The sequence below is a fragment of the Thermodesulfobacteriota bacterium genome (assembly GCA_040754335.1).
In the GTDB taxonomy this organism is placed as follows: domain Bacteria; phylum Desulfobacterota_D; class UBA1144; order Nemesobacterales; family UBA2774; genus 2-12-FULL-53-21.
The window spans coordinates 227,855-243,591 of record JBFMCV010000002.1 but is presented as its reverse complement, the minus strand read 5'-3'; the positions used below and the strand labels follow the sequence as shown (position 1 = coordinate 243,591).

General features: G+C 56.2%; 16 protein-coding genes. 5 read left to right on the top strand and 11 right to left on the bottom strand.

Going from position 1 to position 15,737, the window contains the following annotated elements; genetic code table 11:
* Window positions 1-21 precede the first annotated feature (21 nt).
* On the bottom strand, window positions 22-1,344 hold the full coding sequence (locus AB1598_04520) for an ATP-binding protein (GenBank protein ID MEW6144266.1): 1,323 nt from the start codon (window positions 1,342-1,344) through the stop codon (window positions 22-24).
* Between the two features lie 357 nt (window positions 1,345-1,701).
* Between AB1598_04520 and AB1598_04515 the strand changes: the two genes are divergently transcribed.
* Together AB1598_04515 and AB1598_04510 are read left to right on the top strand one after the other, a co-directional pair.
* Window positions 1,702-2,298 carry a tetratricopeptide repeat protein gene (locus tag AB1598_04515; GenBank protein ID MEW6144265.1) on the top strand — a complete coding sequence of 199 codons (597 nt, stop codon included), beginning with the start codon at window positions 1,702-1,704 and terminating at the stop codon, window positions 2,296-2,298.
* Between the two features lie 221 nt (window positions 2,299-2,519).
* Window positions 2,520-2,990, top strand: a complete 471-nt coding sequence (locus AB1598_04510) for a YHS domain-containing (seleno)protein (GenBank protein ID MEW6144264.1) — start codon at window positions 2,520-2,522, stop codon at window positions 2,988-2,990.
* Window positions 2,991-3,090: 100 nt separating this feature from the next.
* Here AB1598_04510 and AB1598_04505 read toward each other — a convergent pair whose 3' ends face one another.
* From AB1598_04505 to AB1598_04480, 6 genes are all read right to left on the bottom strand, one after another.
* The gene (locus AB1598_04505) at window positions 3,091-4,497 is read right to left on the bottom strand and encodes a bifunctional enoyl-CoA hydratase/phosphate acetyltransferase (protein MEW6144263.1); all 1,407 of its coding nucleotides are present in this window, start codon (window positions 4,495-4,497) and stop codon (window positions 3,091-3,093) included.
* A 108-nt stretch (window positions 4,498-4,605) separates the two neighbouring features.
* On the bottom strand, window positions 4,606-5,553 hold the full coding sequence (locus AB1598_04500) for a GDP-L-fucose synthase (protein MEW6144262.1): 948 nt from the start codon (window positions 5,551-5,553) through the stop codon (window positions 4,606-4,608).
* 63 nt (window positions 5,554-5,616) lie between these two features.
* On the bottom strand, window positions 5,617-6,660 hold the full coding sequence (gene gmd, locus AB1598_04495; protein ID MEW6144261.1) for a GDP-mannose 4,6-dehydratase: 1,044 nt from the start codon (window positions 6,658-6,660) through the stop codon (window positions 5,617-5,619).
* Window positions 6,661-6,861: 201 nt separating this feature from the next.
* Window positions 6,862-7,830, bottom strand: coding sequence for a nodulation protein NodZ (locus AB1598_04490; GenBank protein ID MEW6144260.1), 969 nt, complete (start codon window positions 7,828-7,830; stop codon window positions 6,862-6,864).
* Between the two features lie 157 nt (window positions 7,831-7,987).
* Window positions 7,988-8,950, bottom strand: coding sequence for a nodulation protein NodZ (locus tag AB1598_04485; protein ID MEW6144259.1), 963 nt, complete (start codon window positions 8,948-8,950; stop codon window positions 7,988-7,990).
* A gap of 73 nt (window positions 8,951-9,023) precedes the next feature.
* Window positions 9,024-10,160, bottom strand: a complete 1,137-nt coding sequence (locus AB1598_04480) for a lytic polysaccharide monooxygenase (GenBank protein ID MEW6144258.1) — start codon at window positions 10,158-10,160, stop codon at window positions 9,024-9,026.
* Between the two features lie 316 nt (window positions 10,161-10,476).
* Here AB1598_04480 and AB1598_04475 point away from each other — a divergent pair, with 316 nt between their 5' ends.
* The 3 genes from AB1598_04475 (at window position 10,477) to AB1598_04465 (ending at window position 11,966) form a co-directional block, all read left to right on the top strand.
* Window positions 10,477-10,932, top strand: coding sequence for a cupin domain-containing protein (locus AB1598_04475; protein MEW6144257.1), 456 nt, complete (start codon window positions 10,477-10,479; stop codon window positions 10,930-10,932).
* 37 nt (window positions 10,933-10,969) lie between these two features.
* On the top strand, window positions 10,970-11,419 hold the full coding sequence (locus AB1598_04470) for a cupin domain-containing protein (GenBank protein MEW6144256.1): 450 nt from the start codon (window positions 10,970-10,972) through the stop codon (window positions 11,417-11,419).
* A 136-nt stretch (window positions 11,420-11,555) separates the two neighbouring features.
* Window positions 11,556-11,966, top strand: a complete 411-nt coding sequence (locus tag AB1598_04465) for a GFA family protein (protein ID MEW6144255.1) — start codon at window positions 11,556-11,558, stop codon at window positions 11,964-11,966.
* A 116-nt stretch (window positions 11,967-12,082) separates the two neighbouring features.
* On the opposite strand, the gene AB1598_04460 is transcribed toward AB1598_04465, so the two are convergent.
* The 4 genes from AB1598_04460 to AB1598_04445 all read right to left on the bottom strand — a co-directional run bounded on the left by AB1598_04460 (window position 12,083) and on the right by AB1598_04445 (window position 15,664).
* The gene (locus AB1598_04460; protein ID MEW6144254.1) at window positions 12,083-12,463 is read right to left on the bottom strand and encodes a hypothetical protein; all 381 of its coding nucleotides are present in this window, start codon (window positions 12,461-12,463) and stop codon (window positions 12,083-12,085) included.
* A gap of 231 nt (window positions 12,464-12,694) precedes the next feature.
* Entirely contained in the window at window positions 12,695-13,783 is a 1,089-nt protein-coding gene (locus AB1598_04455) for a nitronate monooxygenase (GenBank protein MEW6144253.1), read from the bottom strand.
* 122 nt (window positions 13,784-13,905) lie between these two features.
* The gene (locus AB1598_04450; protein ID MEW6144252.1) at window positions 13,906-15,231 is read right to left on the bottom strand and encodes a sigma-70 family RNA polymerase sigma factor; all 1,326 of its coding nucleotides are present in this window, start codon (window positions 15,229-15,231) and stop codon (window positions 13,906-13,908) included.
* Window position 15,232: 1 nt separating this feature from the next.
* Window positions 15,233-15,664, bottom strand: a complete 432-nt coding sequence (locus tag AB1598_04445) for a YciI family protein (protein MEW6144251.1) — start codon at window positions 15,662-15,664, stop codon at window positions 15,233-15,235.
* Window positions 15,665-15,737 lie beyond the last annotated feature (73 nt).

The following is a 15,737-nucleotide window of genomic DNA, read 5'->3' as shown; positions in this document are numbered from 1 at the left end:
GACTTCTCCGCTCCCTCCGGATTAGTTGAGTTTATAGTCCTCCGTCCCATGCCCGGCTTCGGCACTGTCTTCCGCCCCGAGCTCCAGATTAAGGTCGGCCGGAATCTCCACAACGAACGTAGAGCCCTCCCCCACCCGGCTCGATATGTGGAGCTTGCCCTTGTGAGCCTCCACTATCCTGCTTGAAATAGCAAGCCCGAGCCCCGTCCCCGTCTCCTTCGTCGAATAGAAGGGCTGGAGTATCTTCTCCATCTCGTCGTCAGGGACGCCGCAGCCTGTGTCGGAGACCGATATCTCGACCGAGCCATTATTACTTCTCGTCTCGACGAGCACCTCGCCGCTCCGCCCCGTGGCCTCTATGCCGTTTATGAGGAGGTTCAGCACAACCTGCTCTATCTGCTCATGGTCCACGTAGAAGGTGCTCCTGCAGGCGAGGTCCTTTTTAATCGTTATACCCTTTTCCCTGGCCTTCATGCTCACGAGGTTGAGGGCCCTCTCGACTATATCGTTAGGGGTGCATTCGATGAGCTGTATGCTCTTCGGATGGCCGAGCTGGAAGAGTCCTTTGACTATGCGCTCGAGCCTCGATATCTCGTTGAGGATGTCCCTTATCGTCTGCTTGTGTTCCTCGTTCTCGGTCTCGTCCTTCATGAGCTCGAGCGCTAGCCCGATCCCCGAAAGCGGGTTCCTCACCTCGTGCGCCACACCCGTTGCGAGCTCCCCTATCGCCGCGAGCTTCTCCGCCTTCATCAGCTCCCAGTGTTTCTCCTCCACCTCGCGTGTCGCCTGGGCGATCTCCGACTCGAGGAGCTCGTTGAACCTCCTCGTCGTCTCGAGGAGCTTCATTATCTCCTCGTTCTTCTTCTGGAGCTCCCTGTTGTTCCTCTCTATGTTGTCTATCATGTTGTTGAAGGCCCTGACGAGCGTATCTATCTCGCTCGAGGTCTTAACCTCCCGGAGCCTCACGGAATAGTCCCCGGCCGCGACCGACTCGGCCGCGTTGAAGAGGCTTTGTATGGGCTTCGTTATCATCTTCGGTATGAATATAGTCAGCACGATCCCGAAGAGCATCGTTACTCCGACGACCGTCAATATCATGACGTATGAGTACTTTATCTGCTTGTCGGAGATCCGTATGGCTTCGAGGAGCATCTCGTTAGCGAATATGCCCTGCTTGCCCTCCTCTTTCTCGGTAAGGAGCTTAGAGAGGGTGTTGTACCGGCCCCTTATGTTGGAGGCCGTCTTGTCGAGGTTGTAGATGCTGTATATAGACAGCCCGCTCGTAAGGAGCATAAAGAAAAACATCAAGGCGTAACCAAGGGTTATCTGTTTACTGAGGTTCAAGGGATTCACACCGTTATTCAGCCGCTAATATACATATACATTAAAAATTCTACCTGTTATTGCAGTCAACTCATATCGAATTTTCTCGGGCCTGCATCGGGTATCGGCATTCCGCGCGGGGGGCGGAAAAACAGGCGCCGCCGCTAAAATTATAGCCCTCAGCCGTTCCGGGTGTAAGAGTACCCGTATCACGGCTCCTCTACACCCCGCGGCCATAAGGGTTCGCCGGTCCCCTATCACGGCCCCCTATTTATACAGTCCCGATCGGAGGGAAGCTCACGAAATCTCATATAGATAAATCCGAAGAATCTGGTAGAGTATTAGCCCTTGGGCGGTTATTCTTAAATCCGTATAACTATGAACATCACGCGCTTGAAACCCGTTTCCGTCGTAGTTCCGTTCATGCTATTAATTTTCACCGGCTGTTACCCTAAAACGGACATCCAGGACCTGTACGACAGGCAGGCGGCGCTTGAAGCCAGGATAGACAAGCTCACGGAGGACATGGAAGCCGGGCTTTCCCGGATTAACCAGGACATCGGCAAGGTAGAGGCCGGGCAGCAGAGGCTCGCACTCGATGTGGAAGCCCTCAAGCTCAGGAACGCAGCCGCTGACAGGACGGCCGTAAAAACGGAGAGCAGGAAGAACGGGAAAAACGGCAAGACCGTTCAGGCGAAGCCGAAAACCCCGTCGAACACACCGGAATTCATATTCTCGAGAGCTGCCGCGAGCTATAACGACGGCCAGTACGAGGACGCCATACTCGAGTACCAGAAGCTGATCGACACCTACCCCAAGGACAAGAGGGTCCCCGAAGCCTATCTCAAGCAGGGGCTCTCCCTCATCAACCTAGGCAGGAAGCAGGAAGCCAAATACTTCCTCAACACCTTGATAGACAAGTACCCGAACTCCCATGAAGCCCAGACGGCGCGGGAGAAGCTGAAGACGATCTGATCCGGCAGAATAAGCCGAGGCTGTCCGTGAACCCCTTTCAAAGCTGCAGCGTTCTCCCCGGCAGATTATTTTAGAACCGTCAGTACGGACAGGATCCGCGCAGCAGCCCGGAAAAAATAATTCTTATTTATAGACACACACTTGTAGATACAAGTATAAATTCCCCGCATCCCTCACGCTTCCGGATCATCACAAACGTAAAATTCACAAGGAGGTGCTTCATGACGAAGCTCATCTTATTTGCAGCTGCATTTGTTCTGGTTTTAGGTCTCGCGGTCTCGGGCGCTACGTCCGCGCGCGCGGGAGACGGTACGGAGGTCGCGACAGTGGCCGCAGGTGGATACGACGTGGTGTCCTATTTCACGGAATCCGGGCCAGTGAGGGGGAACGGGAGATATACCGTGGAGTATAATGGGGTAACGTACCTCTTCTCGAGCGAGGCGAACAAGAACGCGTTCGAGAAAGACCCTCTGAAATACCTGCCCGCATACGGCGGATACTGCGCATACGGTGTCGCAAAAGGGAAGAAGTTCTGGGGGGACCCGGCTGTGTGGGAGGTTGTCGACGGCACTCTCTACCTGAATCTCGACAAATCCATACAGCAGGAATGGGACAAGGACAAACCCGGCTACATCACGCAGGCGAATTCCAACTGGGGCACTATAAAGGACAAATCCCCCGGAGAGCTATAGTGGTTTCATGAGGGTGTCATAAGAGCATTTTAGGGGAGGGCGCACGCGGCAGCCGTGTCCCTCTCCCCTTCATTTTGTTCAGTGATGGACGGTGTTTGACTTATTTCCGCCCGGAGTCCGCGGACTTCTTCGAGGCGGCTATGAGAACGGCCACGGCGCAGGACGCGATTTTCGTGCGGAGCGAATCGGACCTGCTCGCGAGAATTATCGGCACGCGCGCGCCCAGCACAATTCCCGCCCCTTCCGCCCTTGCCATGTAAGTGAGCTGTTTCGCGAGCATGTTCCCGGCCTCGAGGTCGGGCACTATCATGATGTCCGCGTCGCCCGCGACTTCCGATTCGATCCCCTTTATCCGGGCGGCCTCTTTGTTTATCGCGTTGTCGAACGCGAGCGGCCCGTCGAGGATCGCCCCCGTGATCTGCCCCCTCTCGGCCATCTTGCAGAGCGCCGCCGCCTCGAGCGTGGACCTTATCTTGGAAGTGACCGTCTCGACGGCGGAGAGTATCGCTACCTTGGGCGTCTCGATCCCGAGTATGTGGGCGAGCTCTATGGCGTTCCTGCATATGTCCACCTTGTCGTCGAGCCCCGGGTATATGTTTACGGCCGCGTCCGTGATTATGAGGGTCTTGTGGTACGTGGGCACGTCCATGATGTAGGCGTGGCTGATCCTCCTCTCCGTCCTGAGCCCCGTATCGGGTTTCACGACCTCCGACATCAGCTCGTCCGTATGTAGGCTCCCCTTCATGAGTACCGCACAGTCCCCTTCCCTCACGAGCCTGACGGCTTCCGCGGCGGAGGCATGACTGTGAGGCGTGTTCACTATCCCGAGCCCGGATATATCGATGCCGTTTTCGGCGGCTGCCTTCTTTATCCTTTCTTCAGGGCCAACAAGCACGGGCTCAATGAGGTCTTCCTCCCAGGCCGCCGCTACCGCCCTGAGAGAAGACTCGTCGCAGGGGTGGGCGACTGCGGTGCGCGGATTTTCGAGCTCGGCGCATCTCTCTATGAAGCGCTCGTACTTGTTATACGTCTTTACCAGGAGCTCGGGGCCCTCGGCGAGAGGCACCGATACCTTCTCGACGGGGGCTATCACGGACGCGGTCCCCGTCATCACCGTTTCACCATTTTGATTTACGCAGAGGCAGTCGAAGCTCACGACCTTCGTCTTGGGCTCCTTCCTGTTCGCCCGTATTGTCAGCGTGATCGTATCCCCGACCTTGAGCGTCTTTATGAAATCGAGCTTCTGCGATACGTAGACGGTGCCCGGTCCCGGCAGCTCGGAGCCGAGCAGCGTCGACGCGAGGAGACCGCTCCATATGCTCTGTGCTGCAAGTTTCCCCGAATTGTGCTTGACCGCGTAGCCCTCGTTCAGGTGGATCGGGTCGAGGTCCCCGGTCAGCGCGGCGAACTTCTCGAGGTCCTCTTTAGTGAGTGTCTTCGAGATGCTGGCCGTATCGCCCAACTTTATCTCTTCGAACGTCCTGTTCTCGAGCGTCTTGCCGGTCATTTATATCATCCGGATGAATGAATTATAACGCCAAACTGCCGCCTGAATATTATGCCTGATTTGCATTAAGAGGCTGATAAGGGAGACGTGACACAGGAAAGAATGTGTCTAACGCCTGAGCATATGGGTCCTGTACCACTCGATCGTTTCGACGAGCCCTTCCGCAAGCGATATTTCGGATTCGAAGCCGAACTCTTCCTTCGCTTTCGTGACGTCGAGCTTACGCCTCGGCTGCCCGTCGGGGCGCGAGGCGTCCCATTCGACCTCGCCTTCGTAACCGACGAGCTCCTTTATCATATAGACGAGCTCCCCTATCCTGATCTCCTCCCCGGAGCCTATGTTCACGGGAGCGCTCTTTTCATACCTCTCCGCTGCCGTGACTATGCCTCTCGCGGCGTCCTTCACGAAGAGGAACTCCCTCGACGGGTTACCCGTGCCCCACGCCGTGACCTTTTCCAGGCCCTTTTCCTTCGCGTCGAAGAACTTGAGTATGAGGGCAGGAATGACGTGGGCGTCCTCGGGATCGAAATGGTCGCCCGGGCCGTAGAGGTTCACGGGGACGAGGTATATGGCGTTGAAACCGTACTGTTTCCTGTAGGACTCCGCCTGGACGAGGAGGGCTTTCTTGGCGACGCCGTAAGGGGCGTTCGTCTCTTCGGGGTACCCGTCCCACAAATTCTCCTCTTTAAAAGGGACGGGCGTGAACTTCGGATACGCGCATACGGTCCCGACGCAGACGAATTTCTCCACTCCAGCCTGCCTGGCGGCTTCCATAAGCTGTATCCCCATTATGGCGTTATCGTAAAAGAGCTCGCCCGGGTATTTGAGGTTGAATCCGATACCCCCTACCTTCGCCGCCAGGTGTATGACGACGTCGGTGCCGTCTACAGCCTTCCGGCAGTTCTCCCACTTCCTGAGATCGAGGTCCCTGCTCCGCGGGATTCTTATATTGCTTTTCCTGACACCCCTCGCCTCAAGCTCCCCCGCAACGAAAGTGCCGAGGAACCCGCTGCCTCCGGTAAGCAGAATTTTTTTCGAGCTTAGGTCGAGAGCCATTTTCTTTACCTGTCCTGAATTATAAAATACGAAGAGAGAAAAATCTCTCCCCCGTCCCGCAGATCAATCCCTCTTCCACCACCTGTCCGGGAATTTTTCCCTGATTATCCTGTCCCCCTCCCCGACCGGCTCTAGCCCCGCTTTCCTCATGTCCGCGTCGACCATTATCCGTACGAGATCGCCGAACCTTATCACGGGCTTCCAGCCGAGGACCTCCTTCGCCTTCCCGAAGTCCGCCTGCAGGCTCTCGACCTCCGTCGGCCTGTAATAGTTGGGATCGGTCTTCACGTACTTGCTCCAGTCGAGATCAGCGTACGAGAAGGCCTCCTCCACGAATTCCCTTACGGAATGCATCTCGCCGGTCCCGATAACGAAGCTCTGTGGCGCATCCTGCTGGAGCATCTTCCACATGGACTGTACGTACTCGGGCGCGTAGCCCCAGTCGCGCTTGGGATCGAGGTTCCCGAGGTAGAGATCGTCCTGTTTGCCCGCGAGTATATTCGCGAGCGCCTTCGTGATCTTCCTCGTGACGAAAGTCTCTCCCCTCCTCGGGGATTCGTGGTTAAACAGTATCCCTCCCACGGCGAAGATGCCGTACCCGTCCCGGTAATTCACGGCTGTCCAGTGCGCCATCAGCTTGCCGCAGGCGTAGGGGCTCCTGGGACGGAATTCGGTGTTCTCGTTCTGCGGCGGGGGTGAGGCCCCGAACATCTCGCTGCTCGACGCCTGGTAGAAACGGCAGTTTATGCCGCTCCTCCTTATGGATTCGAGGATCCTCACAGTGCCGAGCCCCGTTATATCGTTACTGTACTCGGGCATATCGAAGCTCACGCGCACGTGGCTTTGCGCGGCGAGGTGGTATATCTCGTCGGGCCTGATGCTGTAAATGAGGTTCGTGAGGTTGCTCGAATCGCTCAGGTCCCCGTAGTGCAGGTAAAGCCTGGCGCCGGTCACGTGCGGATCGACGTATATATGGTCGATCCTCTCCGTATTGAAAGTGCTCGACCGCCTGATGAGGCCGTGCGTCTCGTACCCCTTCGACAAAAGGAACTCCGCCAGGTACGACCCGTCCTGTCCCGTTATCCCCGTTATAAGAGCCTTTTTCATGGTTAACCCCGGTATTGCCTGATTCAGGTCACCGACAACCCGGCGATAATCTCACACGACCCGCGGCATTAATTATTACAGCAAATTATAACAACAGCTCGGGATAATATAAAAATGAATTTATCCGTCAAGCCGTGTCCACCGGTTAATTTCCCCGACAGAGAGAAATTCCCTGTCCGCCTCCCTGTCCGTGTCGTAAGGTCAGGTTATGACTTCTTTCGCGTACAGGCTCGCGTAATAAGAGAACCACGACCACGCCGGATACCTCACAAGGGCGTCGCTTTTGGCAAGGAGGAACATCTCTATTACGGCAGCGGCAGCCGTCTCGACCGGGAGCTCATGGTGGAGCTCCTTTGATCCGTCACTACCGAATTCCTTTTCATACGTCACCACGTTACCGATAGACCGGCTGATATGGTCCTGGACCATGCCGGAATCCGTGCATAAAAAAACTATATATTCCGATTCTTCGAGCCCCGCCGCGGCCTCCCTGATCTTGTCAATACATGAGGCAAGCGCGCCTGCTTCGTCGAGCCATGAATCGGTATGGTCGGAATGGGGCAGGCTCTGTCCGTAGTAACGTATATGCGCGCCTATCACCTTTTTATTCCTGAAATGTTTCCCTGCGAAGTCGTCCACTTCCTTCCTGAACTCGGGTTTTAATTGCAGCGCATCGAAGAAAGGCCTCAGATGACCGTACGGGGTAAAATGGCCTCCGTTGGTAACGAATACTTTCCATACGGACTCTTCCGAGTTAACGATTATCCTGTCAATGGGCACCTGCCGCTTGCTTCTTCTGTTAGTCAGCAAATTGTGTTTGGGATCAAATCCCAGCTTGTGTATCAATCCGTAGAGAAATATGAGCGGGTCCGGGAAGGGCAGGAATATATTGGAGTAGTTGATGAGGAATGCCGACAGCCAATCGACCCTATCCTCGACCATGACCGGAACCCCGCCGATAGTTTCGGGGACGCTGAAAAAATGGCTAAAGGCGTTCTCGCATTTGTCGGTGAGGTACCTCGAAGGCACCCAGGCAATGACGAGGGTACGTTCCGTATTTTTCGCATAGCTCCAGACATTCGCGGCCGATATTAAATTGTCCCCAAACCCGCTGTTCCGCCGCGTAATGACAAATTTCCCTTTTTTGAAAAGTAATCTGAGGAGAAACATATATTCACGGAGTCAAGTTTAATGCCTGTCCGGCTATTGCTGACGATATTAGCCCTAATGTTATCGCTTATATACCTGTTGTCAATGGCGTCTCTCCCCGGTCCGCTCGCTTCCGGGGACGATAGTGCAGACGGGCGCAGGGCCCGGGTTTGGCGGATCACGTTATAATGTTTTTCGCGTACAGGCTCGCGTAGTGAGAGAACCACGACCCGGGCGGGAACCTCACGAGCACGTCGCTCTTCGCGAGCAGGAACATCTCGATCACGGTAGCCGCCGCCGTTTCTTCGGGCAGCTCCTCGTGCATCTCTTTCGAGCTGTCCCTGCCGAATTCCTTTTCATACGCTACTACATTCCCTATGGAGCCTGAGATGAAATCATGGACAAGACGGGAATCAGTGCATAGAAAAACCACGTATTCCTGTTCCTCGAGCCCGGCCGCCGCCTTCTGAATTTTATCCAGACACACGGAGAGTGCATTCACCTGATCGAGCCAGTATTTCGTGTGGTCGGAAGGCAGCATGTTTTGATTGTAATACCTTATATGCACTCCAATGACTTTCTTCTCCCTGAAATGCGCGTCGGCAAAAGCATCCGCCCTGGTTCGATACGCCTCATTAAGCGAGAGCGCGTCGAAGAACGGTCTGAGTTTCTCGTTCGGGACGAAACAGCCGTGCGTAACGATGACTCTCTGGTTCAAATCGGCCATGGCCCTTAGTCTTTCATCGGTCTCGTCGAAACGTTTACGGATTCTCCGCGTCAGACGATAATCCGAACGTATGCCCAGCTTGCTCGTCGTCCTGTAGAAGTACATAAGCGGGTCAGGCCGCGGGAGCAGGTAATGGAGGTGCAACAAGAGAAAGCCGGACAAGCGGTCAATGCGAGATGCGGTTATTATGGGAACGCCCTCGATGCTCGCGGGGATTTCAAAGAAATGAGAGAAGGCGTTCTCGCTCTTATCGGCGAGGTAGCGTGAATGATACCAGTATATGACGAGCGCCCTGCCCGTGTTTTTCGCGTAATACCAGGCATTGGCGGCCGCAAGCAGGTTGTCCCCGAACCCGCTGTTGCGGCAAGAAATAATAACCTTCCTGTGTTCTCTCAGGAGTTTCAGAAGAAACATTCGGGAAGATATTATGACTGATTAAACAGATAGTCGGTACACGGGCATGGAGCAATAACGCAGTCATCGTTATTCAATCGAGCCTGACCCACGCGTCCCCCCACGCGAGTCCCGTCCCCGGCGCGTAGTATAGCTCGCTCTGGTTGCACCAGCCAGAGTTCGGGAACGGCCTGCACCGATACAGGTCCCCGTCTGAACCGAGCACTACGGTACCCTCCTCATAACTGCCCAGGCCGTCCGGATAGACGTAATCGGCTTCCCCTCCCGGGTGCCCTTCGCATCCGCAGTCGCATCCGCCCCCGCCGTCTCCGCCGCCTTCTCCGCCGTCCCCGCCCCCGTTGTCCGCCATATCGATGTCCACCTGGAAGGAGTATTCGGCCGTCGAGGAAACGTAAACGGAGTTCTCCTGCGAGCTGTGGACGGGCGTTATATTCCCGTCGGGACCGAGCACGCCTATTTTCACGAGCGTGGAATTCCCGTTCACTTCTTCAGCGAGAAAGAAGGGCCAGTCCCCGGCTCCCGCCTCGCCCTCCCCGAGCTCGACCGTATACGTGCCCGCGTCCCCCGACTGCGCGTCGAAGAGGCGGAACGTAACCTTATCGCCGGGAGCGAGGTCCTGATGCGCCCTCAATTCGCCGAGAGACCTCCACGCGACAGGCGTGCCGCCTGAGAACTCAACGTCCATGCAGGTGTAGAACGCTTCCGGGCTGTCGGCCCTCTGCCATACGGCGTATATCAGGCCCTTTCCAGATTTATCAGGCAGCGGGCACTTCATCCTGTACCTCCCGTTTACGAGCTCGACGCTCGTCACCGTGCAGAACGGAGCGGCTTCGAGGTCCGACCATTTTAAAGCGCCGAGCGGATCATATCCGTCCTTCGTGACGAAGAACCTGAAATATTTCGTCTTGTGCGGGGCGGTCGCCAGGAATACGAATTCGAAATTCCCGTCGGGACCGGGCGAGATCACCGTCGTATGCCAGTCGTCCCTCACGATTTCCATGCCTTTGAAAAGCTCGTTCCCCCCGCTGCAGAGCTCGCCGTCAGGCACGACCGCCTTGTGGTCATCGTTCGCGTTCGCCTGGTTTACGCCGTTCCAGTCGTATAGCGCCTGCTTTCCCCCCGCTCCGACAGCTGCGACGCATGCAGCCGATTTCGGGTTTTCGGGTCCTTCCAGATAACAGTTGTAAATACGGCTCACAGGGGTCTCCATGGAGCCGTGAGCCCGGGCGTTCTGAGCGTGGGCCGAATAAAATACGATGACAACGATGAGGAATATTAACGAGCGGCTGAGATGCAGCATGTCTGCCCCCTTTCTCTTTTTTTTTTACGAGATTAACCAATAAATTAAGGGGACAAAGCGGTTTTTTATCTCCGTGCCAATTTGTGCCATATAGCACAATTTGCTGAAATTAATGCGTATGGCGTGGCGTTCTGCCGGGGGAACTCTTTTGTACTCCTTCCCACAGCAAGAATAATTAGTAAAATCATCGTAAATTAATTCGTATCGAGAAGCAGGAGAACAGTTCATGGATTTACGGAATAAGTACGGCGCCCTCTCGCTAGGGGGGCAACTTTACAAGTTTTACATGAAGGGTGAAGACACGGACGGGGCGTATGCGTTTTTCGAAGTGAGCGTCCCTCCCTTTGACCTGGGCCCTCCGCCTCATATACATAATAACGAGGACGTCGCGTTCTACATCGTACAAGGCCGGTTCACGTTTTCCCTCGATGAGAACGAATTCAACGCAGAGCCCGGCGACTTCGTGTTCCTGCCGAGGGGACGAAAGCACTGGCTCAGGAACGAATCAGACACGATAGGCAGGATGCTCGTATTCTCGAGCCCGGCGGGATTCGAGAAGTTCTACGACGCTACGGGCATACCCGTCGAGGACGACACTAAATTACCGTCTCCCCCATCACACGAAGAGCTCATGAGGCTCGTGGAGGAGGCGCCCAACTTCGGGATAAAGATGTTCCTCTGAGATTCCCGGGCACTGATAAGGACAAGGAGAAAAACATATGGGTTCTATAAAGAAATCGGTAGCTGTCGCGGGTTCGGTTTATAAATACCTCGCCACGGGAGAGGACACGGGAGGTGCGTATTCCCTGTTCGAGGCTCTTGTGCCGCCCAAAGACCCGGGACCGCCGCCTCACATTCACCGGAACGAGGACGAAGCTTTTTACGTGCTCAAGGGCAGGTTCACTATATTTTCCGGCGATGAGGAATTCCGCGCAGAGCCGGGCGATTTCATATCGCTCCCCCGTGGGATAAGTCATTCGTTCAGGTCCGATTCCGATGAAGCCGGAAGGCTGCTCGTTATCGTGAGCCCTTCGGGGTTCGAGAAGTTCTTCGACGCCGTAGGCGAGCCGGTCACCGATGATACGAAGTTCCCTCCGCCGCCCTCGGAGGAGCACATACGGAAAATCATAGAGGAAGCGCCGAAGTTCGGAATACAGCTGATACTTTAGATAGGGATTCCAGCGTCCCGGGTATTACGGCCATGTGAGTTATAATCCGGGCCCGGTTAATAGCATGCTTGACCGCGGATCCCGGCGCATATACTCTGGATAAGTCGTCAAATCCTCCGTGAGTCGAGATCACAGCATGAAGAGACAGCTCGAAGGCGGCTGCCTGTGCGGTGAGGTCCGTTACAGAATAAGCGGCGAGATAATCGACGCCGGGTACTGCCACTGCAGGATATGCCGGCGCGCTTCGGGAGCGCCCGTGGTCGCATGGCTCACAGTCCCCGCCGGCTCTTTCTCTTACCTGCAGGGGACGCCCTCCGTCTACCGCTCGTCGGCGCAGAGCCAGCGCGAGTTCTGCCGCGGATGCGGCACGCAGCTCGTATTCAGGAGGTCGGAAGGCCCCGTAACCGTGGACGTCACGACCGCGAGCCTCGACGACCCTTCGCTCGTCCGCCCCGAGTACCATATATGGAGGGAAAGCAGAATAAAGTGGTTCGAGACCGCAGACAGTCTGCCGCGTCATGAGGATGCCGGTCCCGACAAGGAGTGATAGACCTGCGATCGTGCAGATGCGGCGAACGAAAGGTATCTAAAAAAAGTCCGCCGCGGGAGCCCATCCTCTCTGCGGCGGACTAAAAAACAGGCAATCTGTAAAATAATCCGGTACTACCCCGCCTTGGGCGGAGAATAAACCCAGAGGAGCTCCGAGCCGTTCTCCATGCAGTGCACCTCGTACTCGGTCTTGGGCGGGAACCCTATCCACGTCCCCTGACCTATGGTCTTGGTCTCGCCTTCGCTCAGGATCTTGAAGCTCCCTTTCGTCACGAAGTAAGCGACATGGGTTTCGGAATTCTTCCACCGCTTTAATTCCTCGCCCATGTTGCAGCGGTACCAGCCGAACCAGAACGGGTACTGCGCGTTTCCCGCGGGCGCTCCGCTCAACTGATCGGCGGCGGGGCCGAAGGCGAGCGTGAGCATGCCGCTGCTCCCAGGAATAACGTCTCCGCAGCTGAACTGCTTTAAATTTGAGTTACTTAAAAAACCCATGATAGCACCCCCTGTCAAGGATTTTTCAACTACGGAACCGTTATAACATACGGGTTTGGACGATACAACAAAAAATTTCCGCTTATGAAAAAATTCCCTGAGATTGAAAATATCTATGTGTATGCAAATAATATTAACGGAGTGAGATTTCAAGACCGACCTCCGAGCAGTGAATACGGAAGGGAAAAATTTTCCTAAGATCAGTGTTGTTGCGTATGCAACGATTTGAAATCACCCTCTCAAGCGGCGGAAGGTTTCCTTGTATTCCTCGACCAGCATACGCACGAGCTCTCCTGCCGGGCATCTCCTCGACATGGGCGAGCCCTGCCCCGCCCAGAGGGACATGTATTCGGGATTGCCCTTAGATCGCGACACCGATCTTATAGGCCGCGTGAGATAGTTCTGGATCGGATAATCAGGGAGCTTGTCCTCGAGTGCCGACATCTCGTCGTAAAAACGGTTCCTTATGCCTCGCGCGTATTTCCCTGTATACACCCTCGTCACGACCGTGCTCGAATCGAGGGAATTCCCGAGCGCTTCGAGCCACGGCGCAGGGACAGCCGCTTCGTCGCAGCTCAGGAACGCTGTACCCATCTGCACTGCGGACGCGCCCAGGGCGAGCGCTGCCGCTATACCCCGCCCGTCCATTATGCCTCCCGAGCATATGACGGGTATGCCGACTTTATCGGCCAATTGGGGCACGAGCGATATTCCGCCGATCATGGGCAGGCTTTCCGTCTTCGCGAACGTCCCCCTGTGCGCTCCCGCCTCACTCCCCTGCGCAACCACCGCGCTGCAGCCTGCCTCTTCGAGCATAGCCCCTTCTTCGACACAGGTGGCCGTCCCTATGACCGTGACTTTTCTCCTCCGGAGCTCTTTGATGTGCTTCCGCTTCGGAATTCCGAACGTGAAGCTGAATACGGGCACGTCGTTGTCGAGAATAACACCAAGCTGGTCGTCGAATGGGAAGTCCTGTATTTCGTTCTCTACCGGAAGCTCGGCGCCGACCTCTCGCGCGATCTCCCCGAGCTTCTTCATCACCCTTTGCGGCGTCTTCTTTCGCCGCGATTTTTCGGGTACGAACAGGTTTACGGCAAAAGGTTTATCGGTGAGCGAGCGTATCTTCCCTATCGCGGAATCTATCTCATCGGGCGAAAGGTATCCGCCCGGGAAGGAGCCCAGCCCCCCAGCGTTCGACACGGCAGCGACAAGCTCGGGCGTAGTCGGCCCGCCCGCCATAGGCGCCTGGATTATGGGATGATCTATACCGGTCATGTCGCGGAGCTTTTTCGTCTGCGCGGGCCAGAAATCGGAATCCATAGTATCCTCCTGTCAGTACGGCTTAAGATGCGAGGTTAATTTTACATCAAAAAGGTTAGATGATTTAAATACGCGATCCGATGCCGGAGCCCGGCAAAACGGATTTCGTTGCGGCGGGAAAATCAGCCGCCGCTGCGGCCGCTCTCGAGCGCGCGTATCTTTTTCATGAAGAACTTGCGCTCCGACTTTATCGTCGTGAGCTCGAGCGATTTGCGGAAATATTCCGCCGCGGCCTTCCTGTTATTGAGCCGCTCCTCGAACTCGCCCAAGACCGCGTAGAGGAGATAATAAGATTCGAGATGATCGAGGTTGCGGATAGCCTCGACCGCCTCGATCCCGGCACGGGGACCGTGCACATAGGCGACCGCCACCGAGCGGTTGAGGGCCGCCACGGGAGAATCGTCGATCGCAGTCAGGAGATCGTAATAGTGGAGTATACGCCGCCAGTCAGTCGATTTGTAGTCCCTTGCCGCAGCGTGGCAGGCGGCGATGCCCGCCTGAAGGTGATAAACGCTCGCCTCGTCGCTCTCGGTCGACAGCACGAGATGATATAAACCCCTGGCTATCATGGCCTGGTCCCACAGCGACCGGTCCTGCTCTTTCAGCCGGAGGATGTCCCCGTCAGCGCTCATCCTCGCCGGGAGCCGCGCGGCGTTGAGGAGCATCAGCGCGAGGAGCGCATGGACGTGAGGCCGGTTGCCGACCGGGTGCCCGGCGAGTAAAGCGCACAGGCGGACCGCTTCATGGCAAAGCTCCTTTCTGATGAGTTCATGGCCCCCGGAGGCCTTGTATCCTTCGTTGAACAATAGGTAAATAGTGTGGAGCACGCCGTCGAGACGCTCCCTGAGCTCGTCGCCGGCCGGCAGCTCGAACGGGATAGACGCATCGCGTATCCTCCGTTTCGCGCGCGTAAGCCTCTTTGCGATCGCAGCCTCGGACGTCAGGAACGCCTTCGCGATCTCTCCCGGGCTGAATCCGCAAAGGGTCTTGAGCGCGAGCGCCACCTGCGCTTCCCGAGGGACAGAAGGGTGACAGCACATGAACATCATCCACAAGCGGTCGTCCCTGATCTCGTCCTTGAATGACACAGCGTCCTCTCCTCCCGAAAATGCCGGAGCGCTCTCCATGAGAACGGCGATATCGGTTTGCTTGTTCCGGAAGACCTTGTCGCGCCTTATCAGATCGAGCGCCAGGTTCTTCGAGACCTGCGTGAGCCATGCGGCAGGGTTCCGGGGGACGCCGTAATAGGGCCACGTCTGAAGCGCTCTGGCGAGCGCCTCCTGGACGACGTCCTCAGCGAGGTTCAGGTGCCTTGCGCCGAATATCCTCGTGAGCGTGGAGACGATCTTCCCCGATTCGTGGCGGAAACAATGCTCCACGACCTCGGTTATCTCCCCGCGATCCTTTCCAGGGGCGATATCGGAACCGGCAGTCCGGTGCTTCTGCATCTCAGGCGTATTGCGGCGCGCCCGAATGAGACGCCTTTTCTTCCTCGATCTTGTCGAGGAGGGCAAGCGAGGCCGCGCACTCGGGGGCGACAGGCCTTACCTCGACTGTCGCGCCGTAATTCAGGCCCGGGTAGTTTTTGGCGATTTGGACAGCCTCGTCGAGACTGTCTACTTTAAGGAGAAAATATCCGGCGATCGCTTCCTTGGATTCCGCAAAGGGGCCGTCCGACACTACCCTGCCGTTCTTCTGCGAGACGACTTTGCCCTCGAACATGAGCGGCTGCCCGGCCTTGGCCTTGCCTTCGGCTGTCAACCCGTCGAGCCAGGCGTGCATCCGGTCGACTATCTGCTGAATCTCCTCCGGCGAGAGGCCCTTGAACCAATGGGTGCCCCGGAATAACAATATATACTCTGAAATCGGCTCTGTAGCCATAGTCGTTCTCCTCACTGATTTATTTACCTGCATACATACGACGAACGAAAGAAGGTGTTAAGGACAGCCCGTC